This window comes from Haloarcula sp. MBLA0138, assembly GCF_055632455.1.
Genome location: NZ_CM145746.1, coordinates 2383225 through 2398236, shown reverse-complemented (window position 1 = coordinate 2398236; position 15012 = coordinate 2383225). Strand labels below are relative to the sequence as shown.

Annotated in this window: 20 protein-coding genes; 11 read left to right on the top strand and 9 right to left on the bottom strand. The window is 70.2% G+C overall.

The window, feature by feature from the left end; translation table 11 throughout:
• Positions 1 to 25 precede the first annotated feature (25 nt).
• Positions 26 to 280 (top strand): glutathione S-transferase N-terminal domain-containing protein, encoded by a 255-nt coding sequence (locus ACV7JO_RS12775; protein ID WP_470353793.1) that lies wholly within the window; start codon positions 26 to 28, stop codon positions 278 to 280.
• 369 nt (positions 281 to 649) lie between these two features.
• Here ACV7JO_RS12775 and ACV7JO_RS12770 read toward each other — a convergent pair whose 3' ends face one another.
• A complete protein-coding gene (locus ACV7JO_RS12770; protein ID WP_470353792.1) occupies positions 650 to 1618 on the bottom strand; it encodes a transcriptional regulator in 969 nt (322 codons plus the stop codon).
• A 140-nt stretch (positions 1619 to 1758) separates the two neighbouring features.
• Between ACV7JO_RS12770 and ACV7JO_RS12765 the strand changes: the two genes are divergently transcribed.
• Entirely contained in the window at positions 1759 to 2781 is a 1023-nt protein-coding gene (locus ACV7JO_RS12765) for a class I SAM-dependent methyltransferase (protein ID WP_470353791.1), read from the top strand.
• A 125-nt stretch (positions 2782 to 2906) separates the two neighbouring features.
• Here the strand turns inward: ACV7JO_RS12765 and ACV7JO_RS12760 are convergent, their stop codons facing one another.
• Positions 2907 to 4631 (bottom strand): helicase C-terminal domain-containing protein, encoded by a 1725-nt coding sequence (locus ACV7JO_RS12760; protein ID WP_470353790.1) that lies wholly within the window; start codon positions 4629 to 4631, stop codon positions 2907 to 2909.
• A 168-nt stretch (positions 4632 to 4799) separates the two neighbouring features.
• Between ACV7JO_RS12760 and ACV7JO_RS12755 the strand changes: the two genes are divergently transcribed.
• A complete protein-coding gene (locus ACV7JO_RS12755) occupies positions 4800 to 4994 on the top strand; it encodes a cold-shock protein (RefSeq protein ID WP_470353789.1) in 195 nt (64 codons plus the stop codon).
• A gap of 53 nt (positions 4995 to 5047) precedes the next feature.
• On the opposite strand, the gene ACV7JO_RS12750 is transcribed toward ACV7JO_RS12755, so the two are convergent.
• From ACV7JO_RS12750 to ACV7JO_RS12740, 3 genes are read right to left on the bottom strand one after another with little or no spacing between them, the layout of a single operon-like run.
• Positions 5048 to 5341, bottom strand: coding sequence for a DUF7521 family protein (locus ACV7JO_RS12750; RefSeq protein WP_470353788.1), 294 nt, complete (start codon positions 5339 to 5341; stop codon positions 5048 to 5050).
• Positions 5338 to 5667 (bottom strand): hypothetical protein, encoded by a 330-nt coding sequence (locus tag ACV7JO_RS12745; RefSeq protein ID WP_470353787.1) that lies wholly within the window; start codon positions 5665 to 5667, stop codon positions 5338 to 5340. The genes ACV7JO_RS12750 and ACV7JO_RS12745 overlap by 4 nt, the downstream gene beginning before the upstream one ends.
• Before the next feature lies 1 nt (position 5668).
• Positions 5669 to 6013 (bottom strand): ArsR/SmtB family transcription factor, encoded by a 345-nt coding sequence (locus tag ACV7JO_RS12740; protein ID WP_470353786.1) that lies wholly within the window; start codon positions 6011 to 6013, stop codon positions 5669 to 5671.
• Between the two features lie 100 nt (positions 6014 to 6113).
• Here ACV7JO_RS12740 and ACV7JO_RS12735 point away from each other — a divergent pair, with 100 nt between their 5' ends.
• The gene (locus ACV7JO_RS12735; RefSeq protein ID WP_470353785.1) at positions 6114 to 7106 is read left to right on the top strand and encodes a lysostaphin resistance A-like protein; all 993 of its coding nucleotides are present in this window, start codon (positions 6114 to 6116) and stop codon (positions 7104 to 7106) included.
• Here the strand turns inward: ACV7JO_RS12735 and ACV7JO_RS12730 are convergent.
• Positions 7103 to 7306 carry a DUF7561 family protein gene (locus tag ACV7JO_RS12730; protein WP_470353784.1) on the bottom strand — a complete coding sequence of 68 codons (204 nt, stop codon included), beginning with the start codon at positions 7304 to 7306 and terminating at the stop codon, positions 7103 to 7105. The genes ACV7JO_RS12735 and ACV7JO_RS12730 overlap by 4 nt on opposite strands.
• Positions 7307 to 7408: 102 nt before the next feature.
• Here ACV7JO_RS12730 and ACV7JO_RS12725 point away from each other — a divergent pair, with 102 nt between their 5' ends.
• Together ACV7JO_RS12725 and ACV7JO_RS12720 are read left to right on the top strand one after the other, a co-directional pair.
• Positions 7409 to 8359: an NAD(P)H-binding protein gene (locus ACV7JO_RS12725; protein ID WP_470353783.1), complete on the top strand. Its 951-nt coding sequence runs from the start codon at positions 7409 to 7411 to the stop codon at positions 8357 to 8359.
• Complete coding sequence (locus ACV7JO_RS12720; protein WP_470353782.1) at positions 8356 to 9090, top strand: DUF7530 family protein; 735 nt, start codon at positions 8356 to 8358, stop codon at positions 9088 to 9090. Before ACV7JO_RS12725 ends, ACV7JO_RS12720 begins: the two co-directional genes overlap by 4 nt.
• On the opposite strand, the gene ACV7JO_RS12715 is transcribed toward ACV7JO_RS12720, so the two are convergent.
• Positions 9077 to 9250 carry a DUF5786 family protein gene (locus tag ACV7JO_RS12715; protein WP_470353781.1) on the bottom strand — a complete coding sequence of 58 codons (174 nt, stop codon included), beginning with the start codon at positions 9248 to 9250 and terminating at the stop codon, positions 9077 to 9079. The genes ACV7JO_RS12720 and ACV7JO_RS12715 overlap by 14 nt on opposite strands.
• 162 nt (positions 9251 to 9412) lie before the next feature.
• Here ACV7JO_RS12715 and ACV7JO_RS12710 point away from each other — a divergent pair, with 162 nt between their 5' ends.
• From ACV7JO_RS12710 to ACV7JO_RS12690, 5 genes are all read left to right on the top strand, one after another.
• Entirely contained in the window at positions 9413 to 10387 is a 975-nt protein-coding gene (locus tag ACV7JO_RS12710) for a DUF5784 family protein (protein ID WP_470353780.1), read from the top strand.
• 62 nt (positions 10388 to 10449) lie between these two features.
• Positions 10450 to 11037: an imidazoleglycerol-phosphate dehydratase HisB gene (gene hisB, locus ACV7JO_RS12705; RefSeq protein WP_470353779.1), complete on the top strand. Its 588-nt coding sequence runs from the start codon at positions 10450 to 10452 to the stop codon at positions 11035 to 11037.
• A gap of 85 nt (positions 11038 to 11122) precedes the next feature.
• On the top strand, positions 11123 to 11626 hold the full coding sequence (locus ACV7JO_RS12700) for an amino acid-binding protein (protein ID WP_470353778.1): 504 nt from the start codon (positions 11123 to 11125) through the stop codon (positions 11624 to 11626).
• 32 nt (positions 11627 to 11658) lie between these two features.
• Positions 11659 to 11982, top strand: a complete 324-nt coding sequence (locus ACV7JO_RS12695; RefSeq protein WP_470353777.1) for a 2Fe-2S iron-sulfur cluster-binding protein — start codon at positions 11659 to 11661, stop codon at positions 11980 to 11982.
• A gap of 47 nt (positions 11983 to 12029) precedes the next feature.
• Positions 12030 to 13283 carry an MFS transporter gene (locus ACV7JO_RS12690; protein ID WP_470353776.1) on the top strand — a complete coding sequence of 418 codons (1254 nt, stop codon included), beginning with the start codon at positions 12030 to 12032 and terminating at the stop codon, positions 13281 to 13283.
• A gap of 1 nt (position 13284) precedes the next feature.
• Here the strand turns inward: ACV7JO_RS12690 and prs are convergent, their stop codons facing one another.
• Positions 13285 to 14139 carry a ribose-phosphate diphosphokinase gene (gene prs, locus ACV7JO_RS12685; RefSeq protein ID WP_470353775.1) on the bottom strand — a complete coding sequence of 285 codons (855 nt, stop codon included), beginning with the start codon at positions 14137 to 14139 and terminating at the stop codon, positions 13285 to 13287.
• Between the two features lie 72 nt (positions 14140 to 14211).
• Positions 14212 to 15012, bottom strand: a complete 801-nt coding sequence (locus ACV7JO_RS12680; RefSeq protein ID WP_470353774.1) for an HVO_0234 family beta-propeller protein — start codon at positions 15010 to 15012, stop codon at positions 14212 to 14214.

Here is a 15012-nt window from a genome sequence, read left to right as displayed (position 1 = left end):
CCTCGCTTCCGTACCGATGTGTGCAATGGCTAACCTCGAACTCTACGAACTGGAGGGCTGCCCGTACTGCGCGAAGGTCATCGAGAAACTCGACGAGCTGGGGCTGGAGTACGAGTCCCACATGGTCCCGCGCTCGCACGACGAGCGCACCGAGGTCGAGGAAGTGTCGGGCCAGACCGGCGTTCCCGTGCTGGTCGACCCGGACAACGGCGTCGAGGGGATGCCCGAGTCCGACGACATCGTGGAGTACCTCGAAGAGACCTACGGCAGCGCGGCGTAGATACCGCGAGCGTAGCGAGCGGCGTTTTCGCCCACGTTTTTCGAGAAGCGGTGCGCGAACAGCGTGAGCGCACCCGAGGCTGAAAAAGGTGGGACTGACATCGTGGAGTACCTCGAAGAGACCTACGGCAGCGCGGCGTAGGTACCGCGAGCGCAACGCGCGGCGTTTTCGCCCACGTTTTTCGAGAAGCGGTGCGCGAACAGCGTGAGCGCACCCGAGGCTGAAAAAGGTGGGACTGACATCGTGGAGTACCTCGAAGAGACCTACGGCAGCGCGGCGTAGGTACCGCGAGCGCAGCGAGCGGCGTTTTCGCCCACGTCTCACCAGCGGCTCGTCGACTTCGAACAGACAGCGCTGGTAGCCCGTCGCTCAGGCGACTTCCTCGGGTTCCTCGCCGCGCTCCATGATGAGGTCCCGGAGGTCGTCGGTGTCCTCGATGTCGGCCATCTCGTCGCGGCCGATGAGCGCGGTGCCGGCGACGGACTCCCGGGAGCGCTCGTCGACGACGTACACCGAGCGGGTGCGGGTGACCTCGCCGACCGAGGACATGATGCGGGCGCGCTTCTCTGCGGTCTCGGTAAAGGAGGAGTGGCCGGTCAGGACCTGCTCGCGCCGGCGGGCGTCCTCGTTGACCGTCTTGAACGGCGCGCGGTCGGTCGGATGCACGTCGAAGCCGATGCGGGTGAAGACGGTGACGATGGGCTCGTCCTCGGGGTCTACGTCGGGGTCTTCGGGGGTCGGTTCGTCGTCGCGCACGTCGTCGGCCCCCTCGAGGACGCTCACCGGCGAGGTCAGGGGCGCGTCGAACAGTTCCTCCAGTTCGGCGGCGACCTCGACGGAGGCGTCCATCCCGTCCTCGTACTTCGAGACGGTGCGCCGGGAGACGCCCAGTTCCTGTGCCAACCGTCCGAGCGACCAGTCGCGCTTCTCGCGCACGTCGGCCAGCACCTCGGAGTCGATGTTGACGTAGAGGCCGCCGGGCGCGGCGTAGATGAGCGGCGGGACCTCCTCGACGAACAGGTCGACCGCGGTGTCCGGCGAGAGGACCGGTACGCCGTGGCGGAAGTAGACGACGCCGGGTTTCAGCTCCTCGTCGCGGGTCCGCAGCCCGAGCACCATCGGCGTCGCGTTCAGGTAGGTCCCCAGCCGGCGCATCTCGGCCCCGGTCCGGGCGTCCAGCGCGTCGATGTTGCTCAGAATCTTCACGAGCAGGACGTCCTCGCCGCGCCGGGCCGCCACGTCGAAGCTCTTGGGCCGAATCGCGCAGCGGTCGCTGACGAGAAAGCCCGCGTCCTCCAACATGGCCGTGACGTTACCGACCAGCGCCGACCGTGACATAGTGTTCCGTACCTCTATTGAGGGTAAGCCGGTCCCCGCATATATGCGTTGCGGCGACGACTCGGGCGCTGTCTCGGTGTTTCGGGCCCGCGAGCCGGGAGCGCAAGCCGTTTGTCCGCGGGTCGGGTACGGGACCGACGATGGAGTCCGACCAGCGACTCGCGGCCGTCGTCGACAAGCGGCGCGCGCAGGCGGCCATCGACGCCCTGCGCGACGAGGGCGTCTACGACCCCGACCGTAGCGTCACCGAGTGGAGCGCCGACGCCGTCGCGGTGCCGGTCACCGACCCGCCCGAGTCGACGGCGTGTCGCGAGGTGGTCGCACAGGTCGGCGAGCCCCGGCTTCGCACCCTCGACGACCACCTCCGGGAGCGGGGATGGACCGACGAGGAACTGGCGGCCGCGCCGTCGTCGTGGGCCGTCGTCGGCAGCGTCGTCCTCGTGGCCGTCGGCGACGCCCCCCGTCCCGCCGAGGTGGGCGAGGCGTTGCTGGCCATCCACGGCGAGGCCGACACGGTGCTGTCCCGGGGCGGCATCGACGGCCCGCACCGCGAACCCGACGTGACGGTGTTGGCCGGCGAGGGCGACACCGAGACGGTCCACACCGAACACGGCACCGAGTACGCGATGGACCTCGCCGAGGTGATGTTCTCGCCGGGCAACAAGGCCGAGCGCGCCCGCATGGGCGACGCCGTCGGCGAGGGCGAGCGCGTGCTGGACATGTTCGCCGGCATCGGCTACTTCACGCTCCCGATGGCCCGCGCTGGCGCGCGTGTCACCGCCGTCGAGCGCAACCCCACCGCCTTCCGCTATCTGGTCGAGAACGCGGTTCGCAACGGCGTCGACGCCCGGGTCCACCCCTACCGCGCGGACTGCCGGGACGTGGTGCCGGGCTTCGCCGAGGAGGGGCGCGCCGACCGCGTGGTGATGGGCTACTACGAGGCCCACGAGTACCTCGACGCGGCGCTGGCGGCGCTCGCGCCCGGCGGCGTCGTCCACCTCCACGAGGCGACCCCCGCGTCCCTCGTCTTCGACCGCCCAGTCGAGCGACTGGAAGCGGCCGTCGACACGGCCGACCGCGGGGTCGAGATACTGGACACCCGGCGCGTGAAGGGGTACAGCGAGGGCGTCGACCACGTCGTCGTCGACGCGCGCGTGGACTGACGCGAAACACCTAATGGAACCAACGGCCAAACGGCCCGCATGGACAGACAGCAGATAATGGCGGTCTTTCTGGCCTTCCTGATGGTCGGGTCGGCCGTCGTCTACGGACTGGCCTTCGCGTTCCTCTAGTCCCACACGTCCGAGAGGGGGTGGCTCCGGTCGCCCGAGCGCGACCGGGAGCGCTCGCGGCGGCGGCGCGAACTCGAACTGACGCCCGACAGCGCCCGGTCTGGAGAGAACCGGGGGAGGCCCGGCTCCGAGAGGCGGTCGACCTGCTCGCCGAACCAGTCGGGCATGTCCGTTCGGGCGCGCTCGAACAGGTCGAGCAGCGACGAGTCCGCGAGGTAGGTCGCGCCGTGGTCGTCGGGCGCACGCACCACCCGGCCACAGGCCTGAATGACCGTCCGCAACGCCGTCCGGTAGTACCAGCCCCACTGGCCGTCCTCCAGTCGGCGGGCGACGCGGGAGTCCCGCGTGTTCGGGTAGGGGGCCTTGCAGACGACCTGCCAGCGACAGAGGTCCCCCTCCAAGTCCAGCGCCTCCTCCATCTTCACCGAGAGGAACACGTCGGGGTCGGTGCTGCGTTTCCACGCCGACAGCGCGCCGTCACGGCCCTCCTTGTCGTGGTCCCGGACCCGCGCGTCGACACCCAGTTCGGCCAACTGCTCGCGCAACTGCTCCTGAATCGCGTAGGAGTGACAGTGGACCAGCCCCTTCTCGTCGGGGTGGCGGGCCATGACCCGCACGAGCGTCCGGGCGATGTCGGGCAGGGTCTCGTCGCGGTGTTCGTAGGTCATCTTCCCCCGCGTCACGTCGTACAGCGGGCGGTTCTCGACCGGGAAGGTGTGGTCGACCTCGACCAGCGCCACGTCGGCGGGGTCGAGGCCGACGTTCGCGCAGAAGGCGTCCTTGTTGAGGATGGTCGCCGACAGCAGGGCGAAGCGGTGGCCGCGGTCCCAGACGGTGTGTTTGAGGTACCGCTCGGGGTTCATCGGCTTGACCGTCACCGGCTCGTCCGCGCCGGCTTGGTCGACGACCCACGTCGTCGCGCTGTCGGGGTCGCGGTAGTCCTCGCGGAACCACTGGAGGTCCGAGCGGAGTTTGTTCAGCGAGTCGCGCTCGGCGACCTCGTCGGGCGTCAGTTCGGCGTTGCCACGCAGTTCCTTCACGCGGCGCTCGGCCACCCCCTCGATTCGCTCGGCGAAGCCGACGGCGTCGTCGAGGCCGTCGAGTTCGGGCACGTCGAGGTCGTACCACATCGGGACCGTCGCCGGCGAGAGGTCGATGGTGGCGTACATCTCCGCCCAGTCGCCCAGCCCGTGGGCCTCGTCGACGACCACCACGTCGCGGGTCCCGAACACGTCGCTGCCGGCGGTCTGCATGAAATAGGCCAGCGTCATCGCGGCGATGCGGCGGTTCGAGGCGATGGCGCGGTCCGAGAAGTACGGACACCGGTGTTTGACCTGACAGTCGAACGCCCGCTCGCGGACGCAGGGCGCTTGGTCGACCGGCGTGTCAGTCTCGCCGGGGAGGATGCAGTCGTAGTTGTTCTTCCCACGGATGACCGAGAGGTCGTCGAGCAGGTCGTCCTCGGCCACGTCGTCCAGTTGGGAGACCTGCGGCGTGGTGTAGTAGGCGTCGACGACCTCCTCGGGCCCGGCCTCGCCAGCGGTGCGGGCACACCCTGCGATAGCGCGGGCCAGCAGGGACTTGCCGCTCCCGGTGGGCGCGCGAACGAGGACGACGTCGTTGCCGGCCTCGAAGGCCGCGCGGATGTCCGTCAGGGCCTGCCGCTGTGTCCCCCGGTACTCGGGGGCGGGGAACTCGTCGTGAATCCGCGCCGGGTACACGGCGAGAGGCCACGGGACCGCCGGGCGTAAACCTTCCTGTCGGTCCCCGGGCCGGGCTCCGGGGCGTCGAACGACAGCCCGAATCGCGGGCCGTGGTGACACACACACGGTCGTGGTACCCGGACTCTCGGAACCCTTATCCCCCCATCGGCTGTACGGTTGTATGCAATGGCAAACGGTAAGGTTGATTTCTTCAACGACACTGGCGGTTACGGTTTCATCGAGACTGAGGACGCGGACGAGGACGTTTTCTTCCACATGGAGGACGTTGGCGGCCCCGACCTCGAGGAAGGCGAGGAGATAGAGTTCGACATCGAGCAGGCCGACAAGGGCCCCCGCGCGACGAACGTCGTCCGCAACTAAGCAGATTTCCGGTCGCTTCAGCGGCCACATCTGACACTTGTTCTTATCCGGAGTCACTCGACGAGCAGCGCGTACAGCACGGCACAGAGCCCCGCGACGGTCACGAGTCCTCTGACGAGTAGCACCAGGCCGGCGGTCGCCCCGGCCCAGTCGGCGACGGTGGCGGCGGCGTAGACGCCGGCAGTCAGGGACGCGATGCCGATGGCGAGCCACCGCATCCTCGGCGCGTCGTTGCGTCGGTAGCCGCGCTCGGCCAGCGACGCGACGAACAGCCCGACGACCGCCGTCAGGCCCCGCGAGAGTTCCGCGACGGCGTCCGGAGCGAGCAGGTCGAAGGGGACCGTCACGACGACTCACTCCCGTAGACGGTCCACAGAACCGTGCCGAGTCCGAGCAGTTCGCAGGCGCTCACGAGGAGCGAGCGGCCGACGACGCCGACGGCGGTGGCCGTGGGCAACACGAGACGGAGGAGTTCCGGTAGGGTCGTGAGCAGGAGAAGCCCGACGGCCAGCGCCAGCATGCCGGTCCGCCCCGGCCCGCGCCGATAGCCGCGGACGAGGACGACGGCGATGGCGACCGAGAGCGCCACCGAGACGACCGAGAGCGCGATGACGGCCAGCGCGATTCCCGGGTCGGTTCCGCCCGTGCGCAACTGCAGTAGTGTCGTGAACATCTCAGGACAGCCCCTCGAACAGGTCGGTGAATCGGTCCGCCGGGTCCCGCGAGGACCGCGTGACCGTCACGTCCCACGTCCCGTCAGCGAACGTGACGGTCACGTCCTCGACGGTCGCCGCGTAGCGCTTGTGGTGGTGGCCGTCGGGGTCGACGGCCTGCCGTTCGGTGACGAGGTCGGCCGCCTCGAGGCGGTCGAGGCGGCGATACGCCGTCGGGTCGGACATCTCGCAGGCCGCACAGAGTTCGGAGACGGACATCGGTCCGGTAGTGAGTTCGGCGATGATGGCCCGCGCGTACTCGTCTTCGAGCAGCGCGAGCAGTTCGTCGTCGCCGACCGCGTCCATAGTCGCTCCAGCGAGCGGAGCGCAATAAAAAGGCCCCACCGGCTTCCGAGGCGGAAGCAGTGCCCGCGGTGATACGTTGTCACCGGCCGGCGGTCCGTGTATGGCACCGGAATCACCGGACCAACGAGACGGCCCAGAGACCCGGGGTGTCGTCGAGCGGGTAGTCTCTCGCGTCGTCTGGCCGGTCTGGAACAGCGCGGACGGCAGACTCAGAGCGCCGCTCCGTGCGGTGTTACCGACGGCGCTGTCGTTTCTCGCCCTCGCGGTACTGCAGACCGCCGTTCGAGCGCGGTTCGAGCATCCGCTCCGTGAGACGCTCGAAGCGGCCGGAATCGGCGTGGTCCTCGTCGCCACCGTGTTCGTCAGTGCGTGGCTCCTCGACCGCCGACCCGTCGACGAGTACGGCCTGTCCCTCGACCGCCGCTGGTGGCGGTCGTTCGCCGTCGGCGGCGCGATAGCAACCGTCGTCAACGCCGGAACGCTGGCCGTCGCGGTCGGCGCGGGCTGGGCCACGGTCGTCGGTGTCGCGGAGGGGGCGGGCGACCTTTCGTTTCCGACGGCGATAGTCGTCGTCTTCAGTTACGTCGCCCTCGCGTCGGCGTGGGAGGAGGTCATCTTCCGCGGCGCGATGCTGAAGAACATCGCCGAAGGTGCGGACGGACCGGTCCCGCGGTGGGTGGCGGTCGGGGTCGCGGTGCTCGCGAGTTCGCTCGTCTTCGCCTTCCTACACGGCGGCAAGGTCGACCACCCGAGTCAGTACGGGTACTACCTGCTCGCCGGACTGGTCTTGAGCGGCGCGTACGTGCTCACCGGTGACCTCGCGCTCCCGGTCGGCTTTCACGTCTGGTACAACTTCACCCAGAGCGCGGTGTTCGGTCTCGGTCACTCACAGCAGACGCCCGAACTGCTCGCCGTCGAGATAGCCGGTCCCACGCGCTGGGTCGGAGAAGAGGGGCTCGTCTACATGTTGTTCGTGGCCGTCGGCGGCCTCCTAGTACTGGCGTCCGTTCGCTGGCGCGACGGCCGTCTCGGAATCGACGAGCGCGTGACGCAGTGGACGCCGAGAGCCAGACGCGAGGAGCGACGACGCTAGAGGTCGGCCACGTCGGCCGCGGTCACTTCGCGGTCGTCGGGGAGGCTGTCGATGCAGGCGTAACAGAGGAAGTGTTCGGTGTCGTCGCCCAGTTCCAGCACGATGCCCTCGGTCGGTCGGCTCTCCTGTGTCCAGATGTTGGCGATGCCGCCGGCTATCGACACGTCGTCGCCACAGCCGTCACAGGACCGGGATGCCATACCCGACGTAGTGACGGCACGCGTGAAGCCCTTTCGGCGAGCGCGCCGACCCGGGACGGTCGTGCATCCGTTTTATTTCGCTCCCGCGCTTGGACTCCGGACATGCACGTGCTGGTGACCGGCGCGTCGGGGTTCGTCGGCAGCCACCTCGTCCCGGCGCTCGCCGCGGCCGGCCACGACGTCCGCGCGCTCGTCCGGGACCCCGAGGGGTACGACCCGCCGGCGGGGGTGGAGGTGGCGACCGGCGACCTGCTCGCGCCCGGGAGCTTCGACGACGCGCTGGCCGGCGTCGAGGCCGCCTACTACCTCGTCCACTCGATGCGCTCGGGCGCGGATTACGCCGAGCGCGACCGGCGCGCGGCCCGGAACTTTCGGGCGGCCGCCGACGCCGCCGGCGTCGAGCGCGTGATATATCTAGGTGGCCTCGGCGAGGACGACGGCCCCCTCTCCGAGCACCTCCGGTCGCGCCGGGAGGTCGAACACCTGCTGGCCGAGGGCGACTACGACCTGACGACCTTTCGCGCCGCCATCGTCGTCGGGGCCGGGAGCGCTAGCTTCCGGATGATTCGGGAGTTGGCGACGCGGCTCCCGGTGATGGTGACGCCGCGGTGGGTCGGTACCGACTGCCACCCCATCGCCGTCGACGACGTGGTCGCCTACCTCGTCGGTGCGCTGGACGTGCCCGAGACGGCCGGCGGGACCTACGAGATAGGTGGGCCGGAGGTGCTGACCTACGCCGAGATACTCCGCCGGACCGGCCGCATCCTCGGGCACGGCGCGCCACGTATCGTCCCCGTGCCGGTGTTGACCCCGCGACTCTCCTCGTTTTGGGTCGGGCTGATGACCGACGTGTCCGCCAGCGTCGCCCGCCCGCTCATCGACGGCCTGAAGACGCCCGTCGTCGCCGACGACGAGCGGATTCGCTCGCTCGTCGACGTGGAGTTGACCCCCTTCGACGAGGCCGTCGAACTGGCCGTCTCGGAACAGCGGAGCCGCGAGCGCGCCCGCGCAGCGGCGGAACGCGAGGAGGACAACGGGGGAGTCGAGGGATGAGCGACGAGTCGCCCCACCCGGTCTACGGCGAGACGTGGGTCTACGAGAGCATCGTCGGCGCGCTCCCGGGCATCCAGATTCCCACGTGGGCGGCAGTGGCCATACAGCTGTTGGTCTTCGAGGTCGCTATCGTCGCCCTGTCGGCGTACTACGGGCTCTGGAACGCCGCCATCGCGGGCACCGCCGTCGTGTTCGTGGCGAGCATCGGCAGCGTCGAGATGCTGCGCATCAGTACCCTCGTGCGCCGCATCGACGTGCCCTACAGCTATCAGGCGCTGCTCTTCTCCTCGAACGTCGAGGTGGTGTTGTCGGTGCTGGCCTACATCGCCATGCTGACTCACCTGTTCGTCTTCGACCCGCAAAACAGCGCCACGCCGCTTCTGACCACGCTGTTCGGGCCGGACCCGCCGGTACTGGTCGTCTACCTCATGTTGCTCATCCTCTGGGACGTGAGCTACCGCATCGGCACGGGGTGGTGGGCCAGCGTCACCGGGCTGTGGCGCTCGGTTCGCTACCGGTTCGACCCCGAGACGGCGCGGGTGTTCCAGCGCGCCGACGTGGAGACGTGGGGCTTTGGCGTCCTGCAGTTGGTGCTGGTACCGTTCGTGTTGGACCAACCGGTGTTGCTGGCGGCGCTCGTCGCACACGTCGGGGCCGTCACGCTGGTCACCGGCCTCTCGGTGCTGTTGTTACGACTCCGGTCCAGAAACAGGCCGGCTACTCCGAAGTGATCTGTTCGAACTGGTCGAGGAGTTCCTCGGTGGACTCGCCGCTGTCGTACTCGACCGTTCCGTGATACGCTGTCCGGTCGTCGTCGTCCGACAGGTCGACCTCGTTGTTCTTGCGCTCACGGCGTTCGTGTTCGTCGTCGTCGTACGCTCCCATAGACATAGGTAACCACACCCATGATTGGTAGTTCTTACCTATCAATGTAACGGTCAGTGCGAGACCCGCTCTTCGGCCGTCGAAGGCAACGCTTTCCGTCTGCTTCGGCGCGTCGGAACCCCACTGGATAGACGGAACGCACAAGAACGCCGGCGGCCTATAGCCGGTGTGGCTGGCCCGCTCCGCTTTCGACACTCGCCCGAGCGCTGGAACACCGACCGCGTCCGGCGCGACCTCCTCGCCCCGCTCGACGACACCTTCGGTGCCGAACTGACCGGCCCGTGGTACGCCCCGCCGGAGGGGTGGGCCGCGCGCCGACTGGAGATGGACAACGGCGACCTCGCGCTCTTTTGCTGGAACGGGCAGGACGCCTACTGGCTCGGCAACACCGAGACGCCCGAGACCCTCTGGCGCACCGAGAAGTACACCTTCGAGGAGGCCCCCGACCCCGTCGCCGACTGGGGCCAGCGGGAACTGCTGGGCCAACTCGACGTCGAGGACCCGTGGCTGACCGACTACGACGCGTTGGCGCGCTTTTTCCTCCCCGTCTTTCTCTCGAAGGACGGCCGGGACTCCACCCGCGAGTTCTTCCGGAGCCACGCCGCCGGCTTCCCCGACGCCGACCGCGAGGCCGGCCTGCGGTTCTACGACGACCTGCTGGCGACGGGCGTGCTCGACGACTACCGGTACACGATGGCGAGCAAACTGGGCACCAGCGAGGGGTTCGACCTCACGCGGATGCGGGCGACGATGGGCGAGTTCAACGTCGCCAAACTGCTCGCCGACGCCGGGCACGCGTTCGTCCCCGAGGTCGAACTGGACTCGGGCCACTCCGTCGACTTCCGGGTCGACGACACGCTCGTCGAGGTGACCCGCCCCCGGCCGCCCACCCGCCGGCAGGCCGACACCGGCGTCGGCGCGCTGAAGGCCTCCGGCGACGCCAAGACCCGCGACCAACTGGCCGCACATCCCGGCGCGGTGCTGGCCGTCGACTGCACCTCCTTCCGCGACGACGAGTGGCGGCGGGTCCACGGCGAGCGCCCGTCGGTGGGCTACGAACCGCTCGTCGTCTTCCGCTACCGCCCCGACGGGACCGTCGAGGGGTACACCCGCGGCTCGGTCCCCTTCTCGCTGCCGTTCTGACGGGCGGCGACGCGCCCCCTCGCAGGGGCAACCCCCAAATACGCGGGCCGAGAAGCGCGGGTATGACCGACCGTACGGCCGCCGTCACGCGCGAGACGGCCGAGACCGACATCGAGGTGACGCTGGACCTCGACGGCGACGGCGACAGCACCGTCGACACCGGCATCGGCTTCTTCGACCACATGCTCGACTCGTTTTCGACCCACGGCCTGTTCGACCTGACCGTCCACTGCGACGGCGACTTGGAGATAGACGACCACCACACCGTCGAGGACGTGGCCATCGCGCTCGGCGAGGCGTTCACCGAGGCGCTGGGCGAGAAGCGCGGCATCGAGCGCTTCGCCGACCGGCGGGTCCCGCTGGACGAGGCCGTCGCCAGCGTCGTCGTCGACGTCTCCGGCCGGCCGTACTTTTCCTTCGACGGCGAGTTCTCGCAGGCCGCGGTCGGCGGGATGACCAGCCACATGGCCCGCCACTTCTGTCGCTCGCTGGCGACCAACGCCGGCCTGACGCTGCACTGCGGCGTCGACGGCGAGAACGCCCACCACGAGATAGAGGCGCTGTTCAAGGGGCTGGCCCGCGCCCTCGACGACGCGACGCGGGTCGACGACCGCCGCTCGGACGTGGCGAGCACGAAGGGCGAACTGTAGACCCCGCGCCGTCCCGGAGCGGGCCGCCGGGGTCGCGGCGGGTCCGGTCGGCAGGGCTTTGTGGGTCGCCGGCCCAACCGCGGGTATGTTCGACGAGATCATGCGGAAGTTCGCGGACTCGCCGGGCCAGCAGGACGTCATCCGCCTGCTGTTGGAGCGGGGGTTCTCGGTCAACGAGGACGGGCGGGTGGTCTCGGGCGGCATCGAGATACCCAACACCGGCATCGCGCGGGAGGCCGGCGTCGACCGCCGCGTGGTCAACGCCACCACCGACGCCATCCTCGCCGACGACGACCTGCGGCGCATCTTCCGGAACATCTCGTCGGTCCCCAGCCTGCTCGACCTCGCGCCGGTGCTGGACCTCTCGGCGGTGACCGTCTCCGTGCGGGCCGCCGACGAGTCCGGCATCGTCGCCACCGTCACCGATGCCATCGCCGAGCGGGACATCTCCATCCGACAGGTGCTCAGCGAGGACCCCGAGTTCACCGACGAGCCGCGGCTGTACGTCATCACCGACGACCCGCTGCCCGGCGACCTCATCAACGACCTCCGGGCGATGCCGTTCGTCCGCACCATCGAACTGGCCTGACCGTTTTGTCGCTGGCGGCCTCACTCTTGCCCGTGTCCGACACCGCTACCCTCACCGTCGAACTGCCAAGCGGCGAGCGCGCGGAACTGACCGCCGAGGCCGGGGCGGTGCTGCGGGACGTGTTGCTGGCGGCGGGCCACTCTCCGCACGGCCGCTACGCACGGACGCTCAACTGCGGCGGCCGGGGCATCTGTGCGACCTGCGGCGTCCGGCTGGGCGCGCCGCCGGCCCCGGACCACTGGCACGACGCCCTCGCCGACCGCTTTGGCTACCCCCGCCTGTCCTGTCAGGTCGCGGTCCACGACGGGATGTACGTCCGCCTGCTGGACAAGCGGGTGTGGGGCAGCCGCCGGTAACGCCGGCATCGTAACACGTTAGAGCGCCACCCGTCTGCTACTGGTCGGTGACAGAGAAACGCGAACTACAGGCGCTGTTTTTCGTCCGCTTCGCCAACGCCTTCGGCATCGTGACGCTGCTGACGCTGCTGCCGACCTACATCGACCTGCTGGACCCGCAGGGGTTCGTGCTGGGGATGTTCGCCACCGGGCTGACGCTGGCACAGGCCGGCGCGGTCGTCCCGGTGTCGTATCTGGGCGACCGCTTCGACAAGCGGCGGCTCCTGCTCGCCGGCCTCGCGCTCGCCGCCGCCGTCTACGGCCTGTTCCCGCTGGTCGACGGGAGCTGGGAGTTCGTCTTCGTCCGCGGGCTGCAGGGCGTCGCCGCCACCGTCGCCGGCCTGCTCGGGCTGGCGCTCGTGGGGCAACTCGCCCGCGAGAGCGAGCGTGGCAACACCATCGGGATGTCGAACTCGTGGCGCTTCGCCGCCGCCATCGGCGGGTCGCTGTCGGCCGGCGCGCTGTACGACGCGTTCGGCTTCGAGGCGGTCTTCGGCCTGCTGATGGTCGTGACCGCGCTCGCCTTCGCGGGCGTCTGGGCCTTCGTCGACCCCGACGAGACCAGCGTCGACGGCTTCGCCTTCGCCGACCTCGCGCTGAATCGCCGGCTGCTGACCGTCACGACCTTCCGCGCGCAGTACGCCGTCGCGGTGACGCTGGTCCGGACGTGGGTGCCGATATTCGCCGGGGTCGCCGCGGCCCGCGGCGGACTGGGCTACAACGCCGCGGTCAACGGCGCGACGGCCGTCGCCGTCGTCCTCGCGGCCGAGAAGTTCACCAACATGCTCGCTCAGCCCTACACCGGCCGGCTCTCCGACCGGGACGGCCGGGCGCGGTTCGTCTTCGTCGGCGGCCTGTGTTACGGCGTCGTCGCCCTCGCCGTGCCGTTCACGCCGGCGGTCGGGGCGGCGCTCGACCTCCCCGCGGCGTTCCCCTACTTCGGCCACCTCTCGGCGGCGTTCCTCCCGCTGGTCGCGTTGAACGGTCTACTCGGGATCGCCGACTCCGTGCGCGAACCGGCGAGCATGGCGCTGTTCGCCGACGAGGGCAGCGGCTCCGGCGTCGCCTCCAGCTTCGGCGTCCGCGACCTCGTCTGGCGGCCCGGGGCGGTGCTCGCGCCGCTTGCCGGGGGGTGGCTCACGACGAACGTCGGCATGGACGTGGTGTTCTACCTCGGCGCGGCGACGGCGTTCTCCGGCGCGCTCGCCTTCGCGGGCGTGCTCACGTACCGCCACGGTTGGCGCGGACTGGCCCAGTGGTAGCTCAGAGCTTCTCGGCGACGGCCGGCGCGGCGCTGACCTCGCTGACCGCACGCTCCAGCGTGTCCGTGCCGTAGACCGTCTCGACGCCCGCCGCGGAGAGCTTCGTCAGCGCGTTCCCGGCGAGCATCGGGTGGACGCAGGTGACGAACACCCGCTGGGCGTCCCGCTCGGCGAGGACCGCGACGGACTCGCTCATCGTCGACCCCGTGGCGATGATGTCGTCGACCAGCACCACGTCCCGGCCGGCGGCCGCGGCGTCGCTCGGCTCGACGGAGATGTCGCCGGTGTCGTAGTCGCGCTCCTTCTCGAAGAAGTCCGTCTCGCCCCCGCCGTAGGCGTCCCTGACGGTGGCCGCGAGGTCGACGGCCCCCTCGTCGGGCGAGAGGAAGAGCGGGTCCGCGAGGTCCGCCGGTAGCGGGTCCGCGAGGACGCCGGCGGCCTCGACCGCCGTCGCGGGCACGTCGAAGAACTCGCAGACGGCGGGCTCGTGGGGCGTGACTGTCACCACGCGGTCGGTGCCCGACGAGACGGCTCGCGCCATCGCCCGGGAGGAGACCGGCTCGCCGGGCCGGAACGCCTCGTCCTGCCGGGCGTAGCCCATGTACGGGAGGACGGTCACCACCTCGCTCGCGCCGGCCTCGCGGGCGGCGTCCTGCAACTGGAGGACCTGTACGTGGGCGTCGCTGTCGACCGTCGAGGCGACGACGACGGCTCGCTCGCCAGCGACGGCCTCCGGGACCCGCACGACGTGTTCCCCGTCGGCGAACTGTTCGTACTCGACCCGTCCGAGCCTATCGCCGGTGGCGTCGGCCAGCGCCGCCGCGAACGCCTGCGTCTCCGCGCCGGGGAGAATCATGTTCGGGGGGTCGCTGGCCGTGGTAAACGGCTTTTCGATTCCCGCCGTCACGCCACGCCGGCGGCCCCGGTCCTACACCACGGCGACGCCGACAACGTCGGGGACGCCCAGCGAGCGCCGTCGCCACCCGCCACGCCCGTCGGCCGTCGACTCGGCGTCGGTGGCGACGAGGAAGGTGCCCGCGGCCGTGACGGCGTAGGTGTCGTCGCCGTGGGTCACGTCGACGACGCGCTCCGCGACCGGGAGCGCACAGCGGTCCCACCCGGTCCCGGTAGACTCGACGAGGCCCTCCGCGTCGGCCGCGTGGACCCGGCCGCCGTCGGCGGCTACCGCGGTGTGTTCGCCGCTGCGCGCCTCGGTCCACTCGCCGCCCTCGTGGGCGTAGAGGCCGTCGGCGGCGGCCGCGTAGCCCGTGGCCACGTCGCGCACGTCCGAGAGGCCGCGGTACTCGCAGTCGGACAGCGCGTAGACGCCGTCGGCCGCGGCGAGCAGGCCGCCGTCGATGGCCCGCACGTCCCCGACGGTACCCAGCGTCGTCCAGCCGCCGTCGTAGCGAGCGACGTGCCCGTCCGGACCGGCCGCGACGAGGCCGGCGTCGTCGTAGCCGACGGCCGTCGCGGGGCCGAAGCCGGTCGGTTCGAACCCGTCGGCGGTCAACACGAGGACGGACTCGTCGGTGGCGACCGCCGCCTCGCCGTTGGCCGCCGCGGCGTCGCGGGCGGTACAGCGTTCGACCAGCGAGAACCGTCCTATCTGCCCGCCGGCCGTCTCGACGCGGGTGACGCCCAGCCCCGACGCGACGAAGGCGTGGGTCTCGGGGCGTTTCTCGCCGTACATCCGCTTCTCCGAGAGCGCGATGTCGTCGTCCGACAC

Bases quoted from the DNA above. Each gene is read 5' to 3' on its own strand.
- ACV7JO_RS12775 (WP_470353793.1), top strand. From the start codon at position 26: ATGGCTAACCTCGAACTCTACGAACTGGAGGGCTGCCCGTACTGCGCG.
- ACV7JO_RS12770 (WP_470353792.1), bottom strand. From the start codon at position 1,618: ATGTCACGGTCGGCGCTGGTCGGTAACGTCACGGCCATGTTGGAGGAC.
- ACV7JO_RS12765 (WP_470353791.1), top strand. From the start codon at position 1,759: ATGGAGTCCGACCAGCGACTCGCGGCCGTCGTCGACAAGCGGCGCGCG.
- ACV7JO_RS12755 (WP_470353789.1), top strand. From the start codon at position 4,800: ATGGCAAACGGTAAGGTTGATTTCTTCAACGACACTGGCGGTTACGGT.
- ACV7JO_RS12745 (WP_470353787.1), bottom strand. From the start codon at position 5,667: ATGTTCACGACACTACTGCAGTTGCGCACGGGCGGAACCGACCCGGGA.
- ACV7JO_RS12740 (WP_470353786.1), bottom strand. From the start codon at position 6,013: ATGGACGCGGTCGGCGACGACGAACTGCTCGCGCTGCTCGAAGACGAG.
- ACV7JO_RS12735 (WP_470353785.1), top strand. From the start codon at position 6,114: ATGGCACCGGAATCACCGGACCAACGAGACGGCCCAGAGACCCGGGGT.
- ACV7JO_RS12730 (WP_470353784.1), bottom strand. From the start codon at position 7,306: ATGGCATCCCGGTCCTGTGACGGCTGTGGCGACGACGTGTCGATAGCC.
- ACV7JO_RS12725 (WP_470353783.1), top strand. From the start codon at position 7,409: ATGCACGTGCTGGTGACCGGCGCGTCGGGGTTCGTCGGCAGCCACCTC.
- ACV7JO_RS12720 (WP_470353782.1), top strand. From the start codon at position 8,356: ATGAGCGACGAGTCGCCCCACCCGGTCTACGGCGAGACGTGGGTCTAC.
- ACV7JO_RS12715 (WP_470353781.1), bottom strand. From the start codon at position 9,250: ATGTCTATGGGAGCGTACGACGACGACGAACACGAACGCCGTGAGCGC.
- hisB (WP_470353779.1), top strand. From the start codon at position 10,450: ATGACCGACCGTACGGCCGCCGTCACGCGCGAGACGGCCGAGACCGAC.
- ACV7JO_RS12700 (WP_470353778.1), top strand. From the start codon at position 11,123: ATGTTCGACGAGATCATGCGGAAGTTCGCGGACTCGCCGGGCCAGCAG.
- prs (WP_470353775.1), bottom strand. From the start codon at position 14,139: ATGATTCTCCCCGGCGCGGAGACGCAGGCGTTCGCGGCGGCGCTGGCC.